This window comes from Cyanobium sp. T1G-Tous (assembly GCF_024345455.1).
GTDB lineage: Bacteria > Cyanobacteriota > Cyanobacteriia > PCC-6307 > Cyanobiaceae > Cyanobium_A.
This window is the reverse complement of record NZ_JAGQBD010000029.1, coordinates 1-17,193: the sequence shown is the minus strand read 5'-3', so window position 1 is coordinate 17,193 and position 17,193 is coordinate 1. Positions and strand designations below refer to the sequence as shown.

The following is a 17,193-nucleotide window of genomic DNA, read 5'->3' as shown; positions in this document are numbered from 1 at the left end:
AGCTCCATTTCAGGGTCCCTTTTGATCTGGAGTCAGTTCTGTTTAAGGCTGTTAGACATTTGATAGCGCTTGAGGATCCACTCCTCAAGCGGCTGGCCGCCGATCACGTGCTCCCGCAGGATTGGCTCGATCCGCTCAGGGCTGACGCCGCCGTAAACGGTGCCTTCCGGCCAGATCAGCAGGATCGGCCCCCCGGCGCATAGGCGCAGGCAGTCGGCCTTGGTGCGCAGCACGATCCCCTCGGGCCGGGCCGGATCCTCCAGGCCCAGCTCGCGCACCAGGCGCTTGAGCGCGTCCCAGCTGGCGGCGCCTATGGCGGGATCGGGGCAGCAGAGCGCTTTGCTGGGAGTGGCGCAGAGCAGTAGGTGGTGCGAGATCACGCCGGCAGCGCAGCTGGCGCCTTGGCTTTGAGCCGGGCTGCAGCCTCCTGCACCGCCTGACGGGCCCAAGCGTCTACGGCCAGCACGTCGTCTAGGGAGGGATTGGCCATGAGGTCGACTTGGTGGCGATCACACACCCCGTCGATCAATGTCGGGATATCGAGGAAGTGGACCCTTTCCTCAAGGAAGAGGGCCACAGCCTGTTCGTTGGCGGCGTTCATTACCGCTGGCATCGTGCCGCCGGCGCGGCCTGCCGCGTAGGCCAGCTGCATGCAGGGGTATTTGGCCGGGTCGGGGGCGCGGAAGCTGAGCTGCCCCACTTCGGTGAGATCGAGCCGGCGCCAGGGGGTGCTCAGGCGCTCGGGCCAGCTGAGGCAATAAAGAATGGGCAGCTTCATATCGGGCCAGCCGAGCTGGGCCAGCACCGAGGAATCGGCCAGCTCCACCATCGAATGGATGATCGATTGGGGGTGGATCACGATCTCGATGTGGTCGTAGTCGAGGCCGAACAGGTAGTGGGCCTCGATCACCTCCAGGCCCTTGTTCATTAAGGAGGCCGAATCCACGGTGATTTTGCGGCCCATGCTCCAGTTGGGATGGCTGGTGGCATCGGCCACGGTGGCCTTGTGGAGGTCTGCCGCCGGCCAGTCGCGGAAGGCGCCGCCGCTGGCGGTGAGCTGGATGCGGCGCAGGCCCGGGGTGGGGCTGCCGGTGGAGAGGCGGGCCGTCTCGGCGTAGGGAGTGCCCTGCAGGCACTGGAAGATCGCCGAGTGCTCGGAATCAGCCGGCAGTAGGCGCGAGCCACTTTTCTCCAGCTCCGGTAGCACCACGGGCCCAGCGGCGATCAGGGTTTCCTTATTGGCCAGGGCCAGATCCTTGCCGGCGCGGATGGCGGCCAGGGTGGGCAGCAGGCCAGCGCAGCCCACGATCCCGGTCACCACCAAATCGGCCGTGGACCAGGCGGCGGTGGCACAGAGGCCCTCAGAGCCCCCCAGCAGCTCGGGCATCCGGGCGGGCCTGGCGGCGGGTTCCAGGGCCTGCAGACGCTCGCCCAGCTCGCTGACGCGCTCGGCATTGGCCAGGGCCACCACCTCAGGTGCATGGCGCTGGATCTGGCTCACCAATAGATCGAGGTTGTTGCCGGCCGTGAGGGCCACCACCCGGAAGCGATCGGGGAACTCCTCGACCAGTTCGAGGGTTTGGGTGCCGATCGAGCCGGTGGAGCCGAGCACGGAGAGGGCTTTCACGGCGGCAACTCAAGTGCTATCAAGTCTCCCATTGACCCTGCAGGATGCCCCGCAGTGATCCCGGCTGTTGTGTGCTCTATGCCGATCCCTGGCTGCTGGCCCTGGTGAAGCCCTCGGGCCTGCTTAGCCAGCCGGGGCTTGGGCCCGAGCTGGCCGATTCCCTGATCAGTAGGGCCCAGGAGCGCTGGCCGGAGGTAAGGCTGGTGCACCGCCTCGATCGCGATACCTCGGGGCTGATCCTGCTGGCCAGAGATGCCACCACCCATCGGTCCTTAAGTGCCGCTTTTGCCGAGCGGCGGGTGCGCAAGACCTACCTGGCCATGGTGCAGGGGCTGCCTGCGGATCAGGGCGGGATTATCGACCAGCCGCTAGCCCGGATCGCCACTCGGCCGCCCCGCTATGGGGTGGTGCCGCTGGAGTGCGGTGGCAAGTCGGCTTTCACCCGCTGGCGAGTGCTGCGGCGCTTCGAGGGCTCGAGTTTGCTGTTGCTGCAACCTCGCACCGGCCGCTCTCACCAGTTGCGGGTGCACTTGGCGGCCCTGGGCCATCCGGTGCTGGGCGACCCCCTCTACGGCGAACCTGCCGCAGCGCCGCGGCTGCAGCTCCATGCCGCCGGACTGCAGCTGCTGCATCCGGCCACGGGCAAGCCGCTGCATTTACGCAGCCGTTGCTTTGGAGATGGGCTGGTGGGGGTGGATCCCCTTAACTGAGCCCAGTTGAACTCTTCCCATGGCGGCACTGCCCGTGTGGCTGCAGCGCTGGAACTTCATCGACCGGGCCAAGCTGGAGCGCCAGCTCTGGGATGCCTTCGAGCGCCAGGAGGATCTGCAGGCCCTAGTGGATGGCTGTGAGCCGGGCTTTCAAAAAGAGGTGTGGACCACCACCCTGGAGCGGATTCGCAAGATCGAGCGGATGATGCAGGGCCGGCAGGCACCTGAGCCGAGCGAGGACTGAAGTGGGAGCTTGCCCTCTAGAGGGATACTCAGCCCCGAAGCCATTCGGTGATGCCGCCAGGCCTGTCGATCAGCTCGATGCCCTGGGCCCTCAGGCCATCGCGGATGCCGTCGGCCGTGGCGAAGTCGCGGGAGGCCTTTGCGGCCTGACGCTGTGCGATTTGGGCTTGGATCTCGGCGTCGCTGGGGCCGGAGCTGTTGGTGCTGGTTTTGGCCTCGGTTTCGCTCTGGAGGCCGAGCACTCCGGCCAGCTCCAGCAGCAGCTGGCCCTGATCCACCAGCTCTGGCGCCCGGGCCTCAGCGGCGGCGCTGGTATCGCCTCGCTCCAGCCGATTGGCGAGGGCGCGCAGGGGCTTGGCCAGCTCGAACAGCACCGCCAGGGCGGCGGCGGTGTTGAGGTCGTCGTCCATGGCGGCGGCGAAGCGCTGGCGGGCAGCGGCGAGAGCCGGGGGGCAGGCAGGGTCGGAGCCAAGCGTCAGTGTGCTTGCCAGGCCCAGGGCCGCGTTGAGGCCCTTCCAGCCGGTGGCGGCGGCCTCGAGGGCTTCGGCGCTGAAGTCGAGCGGCTTGCGATAGTGGGCCTGGAGGGTGAACAGGCGCAATGTCATCGGCGTGATGCCGGAATCGAGCAGGTCGCGGATGGTGGTGAAGTTGCCCAGGGATTTGGACATCTTCTGGCCGCCCACATTGACCATGCCGTTGTGCAGCCAATAGCGGGCTAGCTCGTGGCCGGTGGCGGCTTCCGACTGGGCAATTTCGTTTTCGTGGTGGGGAAAGATCAGGTCGGCGCCACCTAGGTGGATGTCGATCGTGTCGCCGAGCTCCTCGCGCACCATTGCTGAGCACTCGATATGCCAGCCGGGCCGGCCTGGGCCCCAGGGCGATTCCCAGCTGGGTTCGCCCGGTTTACTGCCCTTCCAGAGGGCGAAGTCGAAGGGGTGCTGCTTGCGGGCCTCCTCTGCAGTCGCCACCCGGCCGGCGGCGTTGTCCTGCTGCTCAGCCAGGTCGCGGCCACTCAACTTGCCGTAGCCGGCATGCTTCATTACGGCGAAATAGACATCGCCATCGGCGCTGTAGGCCGCCCCCTTGGCTTCCAGCTCGGTGATCAGGCTGCGAATGGCGTCCAGGCTTTGGGTAGCCCGCGGCATGCGATCCGGCGGCAGGATATTTAGCCGGGCCATGTCGGTCATGAAGGCCTCGATGTTGCGCTCGCTCACCGCCTGCATCGAGCTGCCCTCCTCAGCGGCGCGACCCAGGATCTTGTCGTCGATGTCCGTGTAGTTCTGCACAAAGGTGACCTGGTAGCCGCACCAGATCAGATAGCGGCGCAGCACATCCCAGGCGATGTAGCTGCGGGCATGGCCCAGGTGGCAGAGGTCGTAGACCGTTACGCCGCAGCAGTAGATGCTCACCTGGCCGGGCACCAGCGGCTCAAACGGCTCAACGCGGCGGGTGAGGGTGTTGGTGAGCTTCAGGGTCATCAGGCCAGCGGTCACTTCGCGTCCATCCAGTTGGGGCCTACGCCTGTTTCCACCACGAGGGGCACCGAGAGGGCTACGGCTCGCTCCATGGTTTCACGCGTCATGCTGAGCACCGCTTCGATGGCCTCGGGGGCCGCCTCGAGCACCAGTTCGTCGTGCACCTGCAGCAAAAGTCTTGCCGGTAGCTGGGCGGCCTGCAGCTCCCGGTGCAGCTGCACCATGGCCAGCTTGATGATGTCGGCGCTGGAGCCCTGGATTGGAGCGTTAGCCGCAGCCCGCAGCTGCTGCGCTTCCATGCCGCCGCGGCGGGCTACCTCTAAGTCGATCTCCAGGGGATCCTTGCCCCGCAGCCGGCCCAGGCCATTGGGGTCGAAGTGGAAGGGGCGGCGCCGGCCCAGGATCGTCTCCACGTAGCCCCGGCTCAGGGCCAGCCGCTCCTGCAGCTCCAGGAAGGCGAACACCTTCGGGTAGCGCTGCTTGTATTTGCTCAGAAACTCTTTGGCGTCGGCCTGGCTCACGCCCGTTTCCCGGGCGAAGCGCTGGGCGCCCATGCCGTAAATCACGCCGAAGTTGATCGTCTTGCCCAAGCGACGTTCATCCGGCGTCACGGTGTCCTTCTCCAGCAGCAGCCGGGCGGTGAGGGCGTGCACGTCGTCGCCGGTCCGGTAGGCCTCCACCAGCACCTCCTCGCCGCTGAGGTGGGCCAGGATGCGCAGCTCAATTTGGGAGTAGTCGGCGCTGATCAGGCTCCAGCCCTCTTGGGGCAGGAAGGCCTTGCGGATCCGCCGCGAAAACTCGGTGCGGATTGGGATGTTCTGCAGGTTGGGGTTGCTGCTGCTCAGGCGCCCGGTGGCGGTGACGGCCTGGTTGAAATCGGTGTGCACCCGGCCGGTTTCCGGCTCCATTAGGGCCGGCAGGGCATCCACGTAGGTGCTCTTGAGCTTGCTGAGGGTGCGGTGCTCTAGCACCAGGGGCACCACTGGGTGATCGGCCTCCAGCTTCTCCAGCACGGCCGCGTCGGTGCTCCAGCCGGTTTTGGTCTTGCGCGATTTCTTGCGATCCAGCCCGAGGGTGTCGAACAGCAGCTCGCCCAGTTGTTTGGGGGAGGCGAGGTTGAAGTCCACCCCGGCGGAGGCCTTGGCCTCGCCCTCGAGGCGATCCAGCGTGGTTTTGAGCTCGGCGCTGAGCTCACCGAGGTAGGCGGTGTCGATGCGGATGCCGGTGGCCTCCATCAGGGCCAGCACCGGCTCCAGGGGTAGCTCCAGCTGGTCGAGCAGCTCGGGCAAGGCCTCGCCCATGGCGGTGAGCTCGCGGCGCAGCAGCTGGGCCAGGCGCCAGGTGAGGTGCACATCCATGCCGCAGTAGAGGGAGGCGGCGGCGATCCCCACGGACGCGAAATTGGCTCCCTTGGGCACCAGCTCGCTGTAGCTGGTGGGGCTGAAGCCGAAGTGGCGCTCGGCCATGGCGTCGAGGCCGTGTTTGTCGCCGGCATCGCGCAGGTAATCGGCCAGCATCGTGTCCATCACCACCCCATCCAGGGGCAGGCCATGGCGCAGCAGGATCAGCCGGTCGTACTTGGCGTTCTGCAGGGCCTTGGGGTGGGAGGCGCTGGCCAGCCAGGGGGCCAGGGCGGTGAGCACCGCAGCGAGGGGCAGTTGGCTCGGCGCGTCTGGGGGGGCGCTGAGCAGGTCGGCCGCCGCGGGCGGGTGGTGGCCGATCGGGATGTAGGCCAGCTCCGCCAGGCCATCGCCCCAGGCCACCCCCACCCCCACCAACTCGGCCTGGAAGGGATTGAGGCTGGTGGTTTCGGTGTCTAGGGCCACGGGGCGGCCGGGATCGGTGCAGCTGTTGAGGTGGGTCAGCAGGGCGGCGAGGGCCTCGGGGCTGGTGATCAGCTGGGGCTTGAGCTGGGGCAGCTTCTGGCTGTCCGGCTGATCGGCAGCTGTTGGACCGTTTGTTGCATGCGCTGTTTCACCAGCCGTTGGCGCCTTTTCGGTGGCTGTGACGGCCTTGCCGCCCGCGGGGCTGGATTCCTCCCTGGGCTGCGGCGGCACGGCCGAGAACAGCTGGGCGAACTGGGGCACCTGTTTCACCAGGCTGTACAGCTCCAGCTCCTCCAAGCTGCCGGCCAGGGCGTCGGCCTTGACTGCCCCCAGCTCCAGCCGAGGCTCGCTGGGCAGGGGGATGTCGATCAGGATCTCGGCCAGCATGCGCGACCGGTAGGCGTTTTCACGGTCGGCGCGCAGCTTGTCCACCAGGGCGCCCTTGAGCACGCCCTTGGGATCCTTGGCCTTGGGCCCCGCCTGCTCGAGCGCTTCGAGGGCCGCGTAGATGCCGTCCACATGGTCGTAGGCGGCCAGCAGGTTGATGGCGGTTTTGGGGCCCACGCCCTTGACGCCGGGGATGTTGTCGGAGCTGTCGCCGGTGAGGGCCTTGAGATCCACCACCTCCTCCGGGGTGACGCCGAGCTTGGCGATCACGCCCTCGCGGCGGATCTCACTCGGGCCACTGTTTTTGGCGTAGGGACCGCCGCCCATGTAGAGCACGGCGATGTCGCGCGCGTCGTCCACCAACTGGAAGAGGTCGCGGTCGCCCGAGAGGATTCGTACCCGCCAGCCGGAGTTGGCGGCCCGGTTGGCCAGGGTGCCGAGCACGTCGTCGGCCTCGAAGCCCGGCGCCATCGCCAGGGGGATGTCGAGGCTCTCGGCCAGGATCTGCTGCAGGTTGGCCAGGTCGGCGAAAAAGTGCTCCGGCGCCTCATCCCGGTGGGCCTTGTAGGCCTCGTCCGCCTCGTGGCGGAAGGTGGGTTCGGCCGTGTCGAAGGCCACCACCAGGCCATTGGGCTTGAGCCCCTTGCAGTTGTCGAGCAGGGCCTTGAGGAAGCCGTAGGTGACGCTGGTGGGCACCCCCGCCTTGGTGCTCAGGCCCCCGTCGCCCCCCTTGGAGAAGGCATAAAAGCTGCGGAAGGCCAGGGAGTGGCCGTCGATCAGCAGCAGCAGGGGCTTGGTGCTGGGGGCCACAGGTGCGGGGGGCCGGAGCGGCGCGGGCGTGGGGGCCAGCCTGCCAGAGCTCAGGCTTGCAGTCGGGTCATCGCGATTCGCACCACGGCCTCCGCAGTGCCCAGGGCAGTGCTGCTGTCATTGGCATCGAAGAGATCAGCCGGGGCCTCATCGCCTTGGGGGTAGCGGCTGGCACTGTTCATGCGCGTGAGCGCCTTGAGATGCAGCTCAGCCAGGTCTGGGAGATCCAGGCCCTGCTGTTGCAACAGTTCCACCAGTTTTTCGAGGGAGTGGCTGTATGGCGGAGTGATCCCGGTTGCCAGAACCAGGGCCTTGAGCGCCTTTTCGGCGGCCTGACCCGCCAGGTAGCAGGCCTGGGCATGGAACCCCTGGCCGGCCGTGAAGCGCGCTGCCTCCAGATCGTTTTGGGCCTGGCGGATCCAGGCCTCAACCCTGGGAGTCACGGCTGATCCAGGCGCAGGGCGTCGCGGCCGATGGCCCGCCAGTAGGGATCGTCGCCCCCTTTCAGCTGCTGCCAGCGCTCCTGGCTTAGGGCCAGCACGTCGTCACCTAGGCGGGCGTCCAGCAGCGCATCGGCCAAGGCATCTGCGGCCACCTGGGTGGTGGCGATGGCCAGCAGGTCTACGTCGGAATAGGCGTCCCAGTCACCGCGAGCCAGCGAGCCGAACAGCCACACTTCGCCGCCGGGATGGTTGGCAGCAACAACTGCGGCGCCTGCGCGCAACACCGTTAGGCGGGCACTTAGGCGCTGTTCGCGAATAGCGGCCAGGCTTGGCATCGTTTCATGCTACGGGGATGGTGCAGGAGGCCATCGTCAGCGGCAGCGCCGCCTTCAGCTCCTGCGGCCGTTACCGCTGGTGGCTGGAGCGGCTGTGGCAGCCGGCGGCGCCAAGGCTGATCTTCATCGGCCTCAATCCCTCTCGGGCCGATGGCCAGCGCGACGATCCCACCCTGCGGCGGTTGGTTGGCTTTAGCCGCCGCTGGGGCTTCGGCAGCCTCGAGGTGCTCAACCTGTTTGCCCGCGTCAGCCCGTCGCCGGCGGTGCTGCGGCGCGCCACTGATCCGGTGGGTGCCGACACCGACGCCTGGATCCAGCGCCGCCTGGCGGCCCAGCCTGAGGCCACCCTCTGGTTGGGCTGGGGCAACCAGGGCGCCTGGCGGGGGCGCGATCAGGGGGTGCTGGCCTTGTTGCAGGGGCGTGGTCTCTGGGCCCTGGGCCTCACCGCCGCCGGCCAGCCCCGCCATCCCCTCTATGTGGCCAGCGATGTTGCGCTGCAGCCACTCACCTGGCACAACCAACAGACCCTGGGGCATCCTGTGGGCACGTCCGTTTCGCTGCCTGGCGCGCCCCCATGTCCCGTATCCCCCGCCGCTACGCCGTTCACCTGCATATGAGCGGCGGCCAGACCGAAACCGTCCATTTCTCCACCCTGGAGGCGTTTCAGCAGTGGTATGGCGGGGTTCTCACCGCCTCCGCCCCAGACGCCTTCGTGAATGTGCCGATCGGCGATATGGAGGGCGAGTATCTGGTGGTGCGACCCAACGGCGTGATTGGCATCCACGTGGAGCCCAAGTTCAACGCCCTCGATGAATGACGCCTGAGCGGCTGGGCCTGCTTTGGGGGGTCACGGTTTTTGCCGGGGCCATAGCTCAGGCCCTGGCCTGGCTCACCGGCTTGCCTGGGGTGGTGCTGCTGCTCAGCGCCGGCCTGGTGATCGGCCGCTCCGGCTTTGGCCTTGTAGAACCCCTCGACCTGGGTGCGGGTCTGGGCACGGTGGTGGGCCTGCTGGTGAGCCTGGTGCTGTTTGACGGTGGCATCAACCTGCGCCTGCCCGGTGATGCCACCAAGCAGGCGGTGCTGCGCATCGTTCTGGTGCGCCTGGTGCTTGGCCTCGCGGCTGGCCTGCTGGCCGCCCACTGGTTGGCGGGGCTGAACTGGTCGCTGGCGGCGGTGTTCAGCGCCATCGTGCTGGCCACTGGCCCCACCGTGGTAACCCCGCTGGTGCGGCAGATCCGCCTGGCTCCGCCCCTGGGAGAGGTGCTGGAGGGGGAGGGCCTGATCCTGGAGCCGATTGGTGCCGTGCTGGCGCTACTGCTTTTGGAGCTGGCCCTTGGCGACCTCCATGGCTGGCGGGAGCTTGCCCTAGGGCTGCTGCAACGTCTCGGTGGCGGTGTGGCGATCGGTGCCCTCTGCGGCTGGCTGCTGGCCGAAGCCCTGCGCCGTATCCCCGCCCAGCCGGCCGGGGCCCTGCGGCTCCAGCTCACCTTGGGCACCTTGTTTTTAATGTTCAGTGGCTGTGAGTTGCTGCTGCCCGAATCGGGGCTGCCCGCCGCCGTGGCTGCCGGGGTGGTGGTGGGTCGCCGGCCCGATACCGATGCCGCCGAGCTCGATGAGTTGATTCGTCAGTTGGCCCAGCTGGCGATCACGATGCTTTTTCCCCTGCTGGCCGCAGATGTGAGCTGGGCCGAACTCAGCCCCTTGGGCTGGGGTGGGGTGGCCTGCGTGCTGAGTTTGATGCTGCTGGTGCGCCCAGTGGCCATCGGCCTGGCCACCTGGGGCCTCGCCTTCAGCCTGCCCCAGCGGGCCCTGATGAGTTGGCTGGCGCCCCGCGGCATCGTTACCGCGGCAGTGGCCAGTTTGTTTGCGATTCGCCTTGAGCAGGCGGGAGTGGTGGGGGCCGGCCGTCTGCAGGGGTTGGTGTTTCTGACGATCCTGCTCACCGTGGGGTTGCAGGGCCTAAGCGCCGGACCCCTGGCCCGCTGGCTTGGCCTCTCAGAGGCAGCGTGCGATGCGGGAGCGGTCGTCGCCGCATCGGTGCAGCAGCAGCCAGGTGGCCAGTAGGTCTGGGCCCTGGAGGCTGCCGAGCAGCGCTGCACGCAGGCTCTTCATGATCACGCCCTTCTTGACGCCGGCGGCAGTTGCGGCCTCGCCAAGCAGCGCCTGGGCCTGATCTGGCTCCAGGGCGCCTGGAGGCAACTGCTCCAGTAGGGCTGCCAAGGCTGGGCGCGCACCCTCGAGTTCGAGCTGGGCGCTGGCAGCTTCGTTGAGGGCTGGGGTTGTGAAGAACGGCCGGGCCTGGTCGACACCGTCGGGCAGCAGGGTGAGGGAGGGGCCGAGCAGCTCGCATAGCTGTAGCTGCCAGGCGGGATCTGCGCTGATGCCGCTGGAATCAGCCGGCCAGCCCGCGGCGGTCCAGAGGGGCAGCAGCTCCTGCCGCAGGGCCTCGGGGCCCAGCTCGTGCAGCACCTGGCCGTTTAGCCAGTTGAGCTTGTCCCAGTCGAAGCGAGCGCCGGCGCGGTTGACCCGCTCGAAGGAAAACGCTGCCGCGGCCTCAGCCAGGCTGAAGCGCTCGCCCATCCCCTCCGGCGGCGACCAGCCCAGCAGGGTCATGTAGTTGGCTAAGGCTTCAGCGGTGTAGCCCATCTGCCGAAAGTCGCTCACCGAGGTGACGCCGTCGCGTTTGGAGAGCTTCTTGCCCTCCTGGTTGAGGATCAGGGGGGTGTGGGCAAACACCGGTGGCTCGGCGCCAAGGGCCTGATAGAGCAGCAGCTGTTTGGCCGTGTTGGCGATGTGGTCTTCGCCGCGGATCACATGGCTGATCGCCATGGCGGCATCGTCCACCACCACCACCAGGTTGTAGAGGGGGTCGCCGATCTGGTCGGCGGCGGCGCGGCGGGCGATCACCATGTCGCCACCTAGATCGGCGCCGGCCCAGCGCATTTCCCCCCGCACCAGGTCGCTCCACTTGATCGTGGCCTCGTCGTCGATGCGGAAGCGGATGGTGGCTTGGCGCCCCTCGGCGATGAAGGCCTGTTGCTGCTCGGCGTTTAGGTCGCGGTGGCGGTTGTCGTAGCGGGGGGCCTGCTTGCTGGCAGCCTGCTGCTCCCGCATGGCGGTAAGTTCCGCCTCGCTGGCGAAGCAGCGGTAGGCGTGGCCGGAGGCAAGCAGTTGCTCGATGGCGGCCCGGTGCTCGCTGATGCGAGCGCTCTGAATCACGGGTTCGCCGTCCCATTGCAGGCCCAGCCACTGCAGCCCTTCGAGGATGTTGGTGGTGTATTCGGGCTTGCTGCGCTCTTTGTCGGTGTCCTCAATCCGCAGCAAAAACTGCCCGCCCAGGCGGCGGGCGTAAAGCCAGTTAAAAACTGCAGTGCGAGCGGTGCCTATGTGCAGCGTGCCCGTTGGGCTCGGAGCAAGACGAACCCGCACCGGCCGATCTGACAGGGATATACCCGACTGGGTCGTTTCTGAAGAAGGTTGCCCTGCTACGGACTGCGCAGCATCCACAGGGGCAACTCCTAATTAAAAGGGAACGGGACTGACGGGATTCGAACCCGCAACTTCCGCCGTGACAGGGCGGTGCTCTAACCGGTTGAACTACAGTCCCAAGCAGCTTTTTGAGCTAACTGTGTCGCCGTGGCGACTCAGGAAGTATCCGTGATGGCCGGTCCGCTCGTCAACCAATTGGTTTAGGGCAGACCGGCATTGCGGACCGGCATTAAAGCCGCATGAATCTCAGGGCCTAAACCCTGCTGGCTCAATCAAACGAACCTGATTGCCTCGGGCTGTGAATTCACGACCTTGGTCGCTCTGCACAACCACCCTGCCACCGGATTTCACCCGGATCACCCGAGCTCGAACCCAGCCCAAAGCGGCTGATTCGAGCACCTTGACCACATCCCCGGGTTGTAAATCCAACTCCATGCTCAAACCAGCAAACTGCAAATTGGGGCATCGAACGCGCCGTGGAGGACTTGAACCCCCGACATCAGGTTTTGGAGACCTGCGTTCTACCAACTGAACTAACGGCGCATGGCCGATGCCCCGTAAATAGGAGGCCGCGGCTAATCAGCCAGCTGTCTAGAGGAATCCCAAGACGGCAGGCTGAAGTTGCGTTGGCAACCTCAGCGGTCGAAGCGTTGCTTGACGCGCGTGGCTTTACCCACCCGGTCGCGCAAGTAGAAGAGCTTCGCCCGACGCACCTTACCGCGGCGCTCCACATGCACGGAGGCAACTTGAGGACTGTGAAGCATGAAGACCCGCTCCACGCCAATGCCCTGGAAGATCCGGCGCACCGTGATGGTCTCGTTGAGGCCGCCATGGCGCTTAGCGATCACCACGCCCTCATAGGGCTGCACACGCTCCTTGTTGCCTTCGCGGATGCGCACACCCACCTTGACGGTATCGCCGACGTAAATGTCGGGCAGCTCGTCTTTCAATTGCTCTGCCTCAAAGGCCCGGATCAGCTCTTGGGCGCTGAGTTTGCCGGTTTTGGCCTTCGTGGCGGCCGGTTTTTCTTGCACCGCGGTGGCCGCAGGAGCTGCAGTGCTCACGGTGGCGTCAGCCACCTGATCAACCGCTTGATTTTCTGTCGACTCCGTTGCCATCTCAGCTCCGCTACGCCTAGCCAAAGATGCAGTGTACCGGCTCGAGGTGCCCCGATTGCTATTCCGCCTTTGCCACAGCGGTGCAGTCCCATTGGTAGCTTTCAGTTCTGCCCTACATCGCTGCCGGATAGCTGCCGGTGGGTCACTGCATGAATCTGTTTGCCGACCTACTGGCCAGCACCAAGGGCGCGGCGGTTGCCTCCCCCACCGTTGAAACCGGTCCACGCATTCAGAAGGGACGGCGCGGCGTTGAAATCAAGTCGGCCCGCGAGATCGACACCATGCGCAAGGCCAGCCGGATTGTGGCCACGGTGCTGCGCGAAATTCTGGAGCTGGCGGCTCCCGGCATGACCACCGGCGACCTCGATCGCCATGCCGAGAAGCGCATCCGCGAGATGGGTGCTACCCCCAGCTTCAAGGGGTATCACGGTTTCCCGGCCAGCATCTGTGCCTCAATCAACAACGAAGTGGTCCACGGCATTCCGAACAGCAAAAGGGTTATTCAGGCCGGCGATCTGGTGAAGATCGACACAGGTGCCTACTTCGACGGTTATCACGGCGACAGCTGCGTCAGCCTTTGTGTAGGCGGAGGCGCCGCCGAGGAGGCCCAAACCCTCTGCCGGGTGGCCCAGGAATCGCTGATGCAAGGGCTGCGCCAGATCAAGGCGGGCAACACTCTGCTCGACATCGCCGGCGCCGTCCAAGACCACGTCGAGGCCCATGGTTTTGCGGTGGTGGAGGATTACACGGGCCATGGCGTCGGCCGCAATCTGCACGAGGAGCCCTCGGTGTTCAACTTCCGCACCCGAGATCTGCCCAACATGAAGCTGCGCCCGGGCATGACCCTGGCGGTGGAGCCGATCCTCAATGCCGGCAGCAAGGCCTGCCGCACCCTCAAGGATCGCTGGACCGTGGTGACCGTTGATGGCAGCTGGTCGGCCCAGTGGGAGCACACCATCGCCGTAACAAGTGACGGTTGCGAAATTCTCACCGACCGCGATTTTTAGGGCTGGCCTGGGCTCGGCCGCGTCAGCAGCTTGAAGTAGCCCCAACGCGCCAGGGTGCTTAGCGGCATCAACACGTAGGTGAGGGGGTTTGGGGTCACGATGATCAGGCTGAGCCCTAACCGGGCCTGGGCAACTACCTGATTGGCCACAAATCCCGGCCCCATCACCCCGATTGGGTTGAGGCTGGAGCGGAAGGGCCCCAGCACCAGCCTTCGGATGCGCAAGGGCCCGTTGGCACCAGCGAGATCCAGGGCCCGCAGGCTCACCAAACTGCCTAAGAGCCGTTTGCTCAATTCGTAGAGAGGGCTGAGGGCGGGCTGGATCTCCGCCTCCGAGGTGTTGATCCACACCTCAGGCTTGGGCCGCTCAGGGCGGGGGCTTTGTTGCACCACCTCGGCAAACAGCTCCAGCAGCCGCCAGCTGCTCAGGGCATTCACCTCCAGGGCAAGCGCCGTGGCTGAGCGGCTGCGGAGCTGTAGCTGGTTGATGCCGTGGTTCAGCACCAGGATGTCTACCCGCTCCAGCAGCCCACGCAGCTCCTGCTCCTGGCCGCATTGCCAGCAGACCTGCTCTAGGGGAATCGCTGTGCCAGCAGGATCCACCAGTAGCAGGGGTTCGCTACTGCTGGTGAGGGCTACCAGCGAGGCGCCCTGCTGGGCTAGCTCCTGGAGCAGGGCCCGGCCCAGGCTGCCGCTCGCACCGGTAACCGCGATCCGGCATCCATCAAAATTGGTCATCTGGCTGGCATAAACTGATCCTGACGCGTCAGCATGGTTGGAATTGTTGACGGCAACGCCGCCTTAATGCCCACTGGCATGATCCCTGAGTCTGTTGCCCCCTTAGTGCCCCTATTTGCTCCCTACTGCGGTGGGCTAGGGCGGCTCATGTCTTTGGAGGGTGCCTTGGCGATACTGCTGGCGGGCGATTGGACCGGTAAGCGCCTGCTGCAGGGGGGGCGTAGCCACATGTTGCGGCTGAGCTGGAGTGGTGAAACAGCACCCCAGGAAGTTCTCCACTGCGATTTGATTTTTCCTGATTTACCAGAGGTGCAATACAGCTTTGAGTTGCCCTGTTACCAGCTGGTGCAGTGGTTCATGGATCGGGAAGGGGAGCAGTTGCCGGCGAGTTTTTGGCAATGGCTGCTGCTGGGTCAGCCGCCCCTTGCTACCGAAGCAGTGGGCAGCGCCGCCTAAATTTCGCTTCAAGACATCCCCCAGCGAGGTTGACCTATGGCCCCCACCTTGCTGATCGGCTCCTGCGAATCCTTCAGTGGTAAATCGGCGGTGGTGCTTGGTCTGGCCCGCCAACTGGCTCGCCAAGGGGTGCCGGTGCGTTTTGGCAAGCCCCTAGCCACCAGCCTCGATAGCCCGGCGGATGCTGCTAGCCAGGCGCCTCTGCTGGATGCCGATGTGCGTTTCATCGGCGCCACCCTGGGGCTTCCGGAAGCCAATCTGATTCCCTCGCTGCACGTGCTCGATCCGCTCACGGCAGAGCGGCGGCTGCTGCAGGGTGACTTGGATCCCGGCTCGGGCTTTGAGCAGCTGCGTCAGCAGCTGGCCGCCGCCAGCGACGGGCTAACCCTGCTGGAAGCCGCCGGCAGCTTGCATGAGGGACTGCTTTACGGTCTCAGCCTGGCCCAGCTAGCCCGGGGCTTGGAGGCATCGGTGTTGCTGGTGCATCCCTGGATCGATAGCTGCAGCATCGACCCGCTCCTGGCGGCTCAGGCCGAGTTGGGTGAGCATCTGGCGGGGGTGGTGCTCAATGCCGTTAAGCCGGGGCTTGTGGCCCAGCTTTGCGCTGAGGTTGTCCCTGCCTTAGAGCGCCTTGGTTTGCCGGTGCATGGCGTCATGCCCCAAAGCCCGCTGCTTCGCAGTGTCACGGTGGAGGAGCTGGCCCTCCGGCTCGGTGCCCAGGTGCTGTGCTGCCCGGAACGACTCGATCTCCTGGTGGAAACCCTCTCGATTGGCGCCATGAACGTCAACTCGGCAATGGAGTTTTTCCGGCGCCGCCGCAATATGGCTGTGGTGACTGGCGCTGATCGCACCGATATTCAGCTGGCAGCCCTGGAGGCCTCAACCCAGTGCCTGATTCTCACGGGAGCTGGAGACCCCCTGCCCCAGCTGCTCAACCGGGCCGAGGAGCTTGAAGTGCCCCTGCTCAAGGTGGAGCACGACACCCTCACTACAGTGGAAGTGATTGAGCAGGCCTTTGGTCATGTGCGTCTGCACGAGGTGGTGAAGGCAAGCTTTGCCTTCCGGCTGGTGGAAGAGCATTGCAATTTCGAGCGCCTGTTTGCTCGGTTGCAGTTGCCCGCGTTAATGAAATAACGCTGCTAGTTTCAAAGGACTGGCAGGTGGCTACTGGTGTCCCGGTCCCTTGATCTTCCGTCGATTGATCGTATCGACACCCTGGCCCAGGAACTGGCGATGCTCCAGGACCGCAGCAAGCGTCGGATTGCAATTTTGGGCAGTCGCCACGTTCCCGTGGTTTCGATCCATCTGGTCGAATTAGTGGCGCGCTCCCTGGCCCAGGAGGGACACAATCTGATCACTTCCGGTTCTCAGGGCGTTAACGCGGCGGTGATTCGCAGCGTGCTGGAGATTGATCCGGCCAGGCTCACCGTGCTTTTGCCCCAGAGCCTTGATCGCCAGCCCGGAGAGTCTCGCGATCAATTGGAGCGAGTGCTGCATCTGGTGGAGAAGCCAGAACACGATGAGCTGCCCCTGCCGATGGCAAGCAGCCTATGCAACCAAGACATCATCAGTCGTTGCGATCAGCTGATTTGTTACGCCTTCCACGACAGCGAAACCTTGCTAGCCAGCTGCCGGGTCGCGGAGGACATGGGCAAGGTTGTGAGCGTGATGTTCTTCGATTAAATCTGTTCGCTTAGCTGCCCAGCAGCGCTTTTAGGCCTTCGACGTAGAGCAAGCCGCTGCAGGTGAGGGCGCCCGCCCAGCACAGGCCGCGCAGCGCTGGCACGTTGCCCACATACATGCCGATGTAGGCCAGGCGCAGCAGGGGATGGATCCAGGCCGCGGCGATCGCTACCGGGCTGCTGACACCAGCCACCAGGCACAGCAGGGCAGCGGGGGCGTGCAGGGTGAAGGCTTCAAAGCAGTTTTGGTGCGCCCAGGCGGCCCGCTTTCCCCAGGCTGGCAGCCGCTCAAACATGGCCCGCGGGGCGGCCAGGTCGGCCAGCTGGAAATTGGCCTTGGAGCGGGCGGCGCCCAGGGGCACGGTGCTGAACACCACCACGCCAGCTGCCAGCAGCAACGACCAGGCGAAAGGGGCGAGGGCGGAGGTCATGAACTGCAGGCGCAATCGGTGCTTGGTCAGGCTGACAGGCCGCCCCTACGATCCGTGAACGCTTCCGACCTCCAAACTGCGCCCCATGGCCGACACCTATTCCTTCGATGTGGTGAGCGATTTTGATCGCCAGGAGCTCGTCAACACCATCGATCAGGTGCGCCGCGACGTGGGCACCCGCTACGACCTCAAGGATTCCAACACCGAAATCGAGGTGGAGGAGACGAGCCTCACCATCACCACCGCCAGTGACATGACCCTCCAGGCCGTGGAGGACGTGTTGCGCCAGAAGGCAACCAAGCGCAACCTCTCGCTGAAGATTTTTGACTTTCAGAGCCCCGAGCCCGTGGGGGGCAACCGGGTCAAGCAGGTGGTGAAACTGCGCAAAGGGTTGAGCTCTGAGCTGGCCAAGCAGCT

20 protein-coding genes and 2 tRNA genes are annotated in these 17,193 nt (G+C 65.6%); 10 read left to right on the top strand and 12 right to left on the bottom strand.

Features of this window, described 5'->3' with window-relative positions; all coding sequences use genetic code 11:
• Nucleotides 1-32: 32 nt before the first annotated feature.
• Both KBY75_RS13675 and KBY75_RS13670 read right to left on the bottom strand, forming a co-directional pair.
• Nucleotides 33-380, bottom strand: coding sequence for a ferredoxin (locus tag KBY75_RS13675; RefSeq protein ID WP_255024304.1), 348 nt, complete (start codon nucleotides 378-380; stop codon nucleotides 33-35).
• Complete coding sequence (locus tag KBY75_RS13670; protein WP_255024303.1) at nucleotides 377-1,627, bottom strand: 1-deoxy-D-xylulose-5-phosphate reductoisomerase; 1,251 nt, start codon at nucleotides 1,625-1,627, stop codon at nucleotides 377-379. Before KBY75_RS13670 ends, KBY75_RS13675 begins: the two co-directional genes overlap by 4 nt.
• A gap of 44 nt (nucleotides 1,628-1,671) precedes the next feature.
• Between KBY75_RS13670 and KBY75_RS13665 the strand changes: the two genes are divergently transcribed.
• The gene (locus tag KBY75_RS13665; protein ID WP_255024302.1) at nucleotides 1,672-2,337 is read left to right on the top strand and encodes an RluA family pseudouridine synthase; all 666 of its coding nucleotides are present in this window, start codon (nucleotides 1,672-1,674) and stop codon (nucleotides 2,335-2,337) included.
• A gap of 19 nt (nucleotides 2,338-2,356) precedes the next feature.
• Nucleotides 2,357-2,581 carry a hypothetical protein gene (locus KBY75_RS13660; protein WP_106633117.1) on the top strand — a complete coding sequence of 75 codons (225 nt, stop codon included), beginning with the start codon at nucleotides 2,357-2,359 and terminating at the stop codon, nucleotides 2,579-2,581.
• 28 nt (nucleotides 2,582-2,609) lie between these two features.
• On the opposite strand, the gene cysS is transcribed toward KBY75_RS13660, so the two are convergent.
• From cysS to KBY75_RS13640, 4 genes are read right to left on the bottom strand one after another with little or no spacing between them, the layout of a single operon-like run.
• Nucleotides 2,610-4,058 carry a cysteine--tRNA ligase gene (gene cysS / locus KBY75_RS13655; protein ID WP_255024316.1) on the bottom strand — a complete coding sequence of 483 codons (1,449 nt, stop codon included), beginning with the start codon at nucleotides 4,056-4,058 and terminating at the stop codon, nucleotides 2,610-2,612.
• Nucleotides 4,059-4,069: 11 nt separating this feature from the next.
• Nucleotides 4,070-7,078 carry a DNA polymerase I gene (polA, locus tag KBY75_RS13650; protein ID WP_255024301.1) on the bottom strand — a complete coding sequence of 1,003 codons (3,009 nt, stop codon included), beginning with the start codon at nucleotides 7,076-7,078 and terminating at the stop codon, nucleotides 4,070-4,072.
• A 50-nt stretch (nucleotides 7,079-7,128) separates the two neighbouring features.
• Nucleotides 7,129-7,521, bottom strand: a complete 393-nt coding sequence (locus KBY75_RS13645) for a HEPN domain-containing protein (protein ID WP_254936601.1) — start codon at nucleotides 7,519-7,521, stop codon at nucleotides 7,129-7,131.
• A complete protein-coding gene (locus KBY75_RS13640) occupies nucleotides 7,518-7,856 on the bottom strand; it encodes a nucleotidyltransferase domain-containing protein (RefSeq protein ID WP_255024300.1) in 339 nt (112 codons plus the stop codon). The genes KBY75_RS13645 and KBY75_RS13640 overlap by 4 nt, the downstream gene beginning before the upstream one ends.
• Here KBY75_RS13640 and KBY75_RS13635 point away from each other — a divergent pair.
• The 3 genes from KBY75_RS13635 to KBY75_RS13625 are packed head-to-tail and all read left to right on the top strand — an operon-like array spanning nucleotide 7,850 to nucleotide 9,920.
• Nucleotides 7,850-8,473, top strand: a complete 624-nt coding sequence (locus KBY75_RS13635; protein WP_315859095.1) for a DUF1643 domain-containing protein — start codon at nucleotides 7,850-7,852, stop codon at nucleotides 8,471-8,473. The genes KBY75_RS13640 and KBY75_RS13635 overlap by 7 nt on opposite strands.
• Nucleotides 8,431-8,673 carry a hypothetical protein gene (locus tag KBY75_RS13630; RefSeq protein ID WP_255024299.1) on the top strand — a complete coding sequence of 81 codons (243 nt, stop codon included), beginning with the start codon at nucleotides 8,431-8,433 and terminating at the stop codon, nucleotides 8,671-8,673. Before KBY75_RS13635 ends, KBY75_RS13630 begins: the two co-directional genes overlap by 43 nt.
• On the top strand, nucleotides 8,670-9,920 hold the full coding sequence (locus KBY75_RS13625; RefSeq protein WP_255024298.1) for a cation:proton antiporter: 1,251 nt from the start codon (nucleotides 8,670-8,672) through the stop codon (nucleotides 9,918-9,920). The genes KBY75_RS13630 and KBY75_RS13625 overlap by 4 nt, the downstream gene beginning before the upstream one ends.
• Here KBY75_RS13625 and gltX read toward each other — a convergent pair.
• From gltX to rplS, 4 genes are all read right to left on the bottom strand, one after another.
• Nucleotides 9,852-11,285: a glutamate--tRNA ligase gene (gene gltX / locus KBY75_RS13620; protein ID WP_255024297.1), complete on the bottom strand. Its 1,434-nt coding sequence runs from the start codon at nucleotides 11,283-11,285 to the stop codon at nucleotides 9,852-9,854. The genes KBY75_RS13625 and gltX overlap by 69 nt on opposite strands.
• A 104-nt stretch (nucleotides 11,286-11,389) precedes the next feature.
• Nucleotides 11,390-11,463, bottom strand: a tRNA-Asp gene (locus tag KBY75_RS13615).
• Nucleotides 11,464-11,815: 352 nt separating this feature from the next.
• A tRNA-Trp gene (locus KBY75_RS13610) sits at nucleotides 11,816-11,888 on the bottom strand.
• Nucleotides 11,889-11,980: 92 nt separating this feature from the next.
• A complete protein-coding gene (gene rplS / locus KBY75_RS13605) occupies nucleotides 11,981-12,463 on the bottom strand; it encodes a 50S ribosomal protein L19 (RefSeq protein ID WP_254936595.1) in 483 nt (160 codons plus the stop codon).
• A 149-nt stretch (nucleotides 12,464-12,612) separates the two neighbouring features.
• Here rplS and map point away from each other — a divergent pair, with 149 nt between their 5' ends.
• The gene (gene map, locus KBY75_RS13600; protein ID WP_255024296.1) at nucleotides 12,613-13,470 is read left to right on the top strand and encodes a type I methionyl aminopeptidase; all 858 of its coding nucleotides are present in this window, start codon (nucleotides 12,613-12,615) and stop codon (nucleotides 13,468-13,470) included.
• Here map and KBY75_RS13595 read toward each other — a convergent pair.
• A complete protein-coding gene (locus tag KBY75_RS13595) occupies nucleotides 13,467-14,207 on the bottom strand; it encodes an NAD-dependent epimerase/dehydratase family protein (protein WP_255024295.1) in 741 nt (246 codons plus the stop codon). The genes map and KBY75_RS13595 overlap by 4 nt on opposite strands.
• A gap of 78 nt (nucleotides 14,208-14,285) precedes the next feature.
• Between KBY75_RS13595 and ebsA the strand changes: the two genes are divergently transcribed.
• The 3 genes from ebsA to KBY75_RS13580 are packed head-to-tail and all read left to right on the top strand — an operon-like array spanning nucleotide 14,286 to nucleotide 16,346.
• Nucleotides 14,286-14,663, top strand: coding sequence for a type IV pilus biogenesis protein EbsA (ebsA, locus tag KBY75_RS13590; protein ID WP_254936592.1), 378 nt, complete (start codon nucleotides 14,286-14,288; stop codon nucleotides 14,661-14,663).
• A gap of 36 nt (nucleotides 14,664-14,699) precedes the next feature.
• The gene (locus tag KBY75_RS13585) at nucleotides 14,700-15,797 is read left to right on the top strand and encodes a phosphotransacetylase family protein (protein WP_254936591.1); all 1,098 of its coding nucleotides are present in this window, start codon (nucleotides 14,700-14,702) and stop codon (nucleotides 15,795-15,797) included.
• A gap of 36 nt (nucleotides 15,798-15,833) precedes the next feature.
• Nucleotides 15,834-16,346, top strand: coding sequence for a DNA-protecting protein DprA (locus KBY75_RS13580; RefSeq protein ID WP_254931240.1), 513 nt, complete (start codon nucleotides 15,834-15,836; stop codon nucleotides 16,344-16,346).
• A gap of 10 nt (nucleotides 16,347-16,356) precedes the next feature.
• Here the strand turns inward: KBY75_RS13580 and KBY75_RS13575 are convergent, their stop codons facing one another.
• Nucleotides 16,357-16,776 carry an MAPEG family protein gene (locus tag KBY75_RS13575; protein ID WP_255024294.1) on the bottom strand — a complete coding sequence of 140 codons (420 nt, stop codon included), beginning with the start codon at nucleotides 16,774-16,776 and terminating at the stop codon, nucleotides 16,357-16,359.
• An 85-nt stretch (nucleotides 16,777-16,861) separates the two neighbouring features.
• Here KBY75_RS13575 and KBY75_RS13570 point away from each other — a divergent pair.
• Nucleotides 16,862-17,193 (top strand): DUF520 family protein (locus KBY75_RS13570; protein WP_255024293.1); only part of this gene is annotated, 332 nt, incomplete at its 3' end.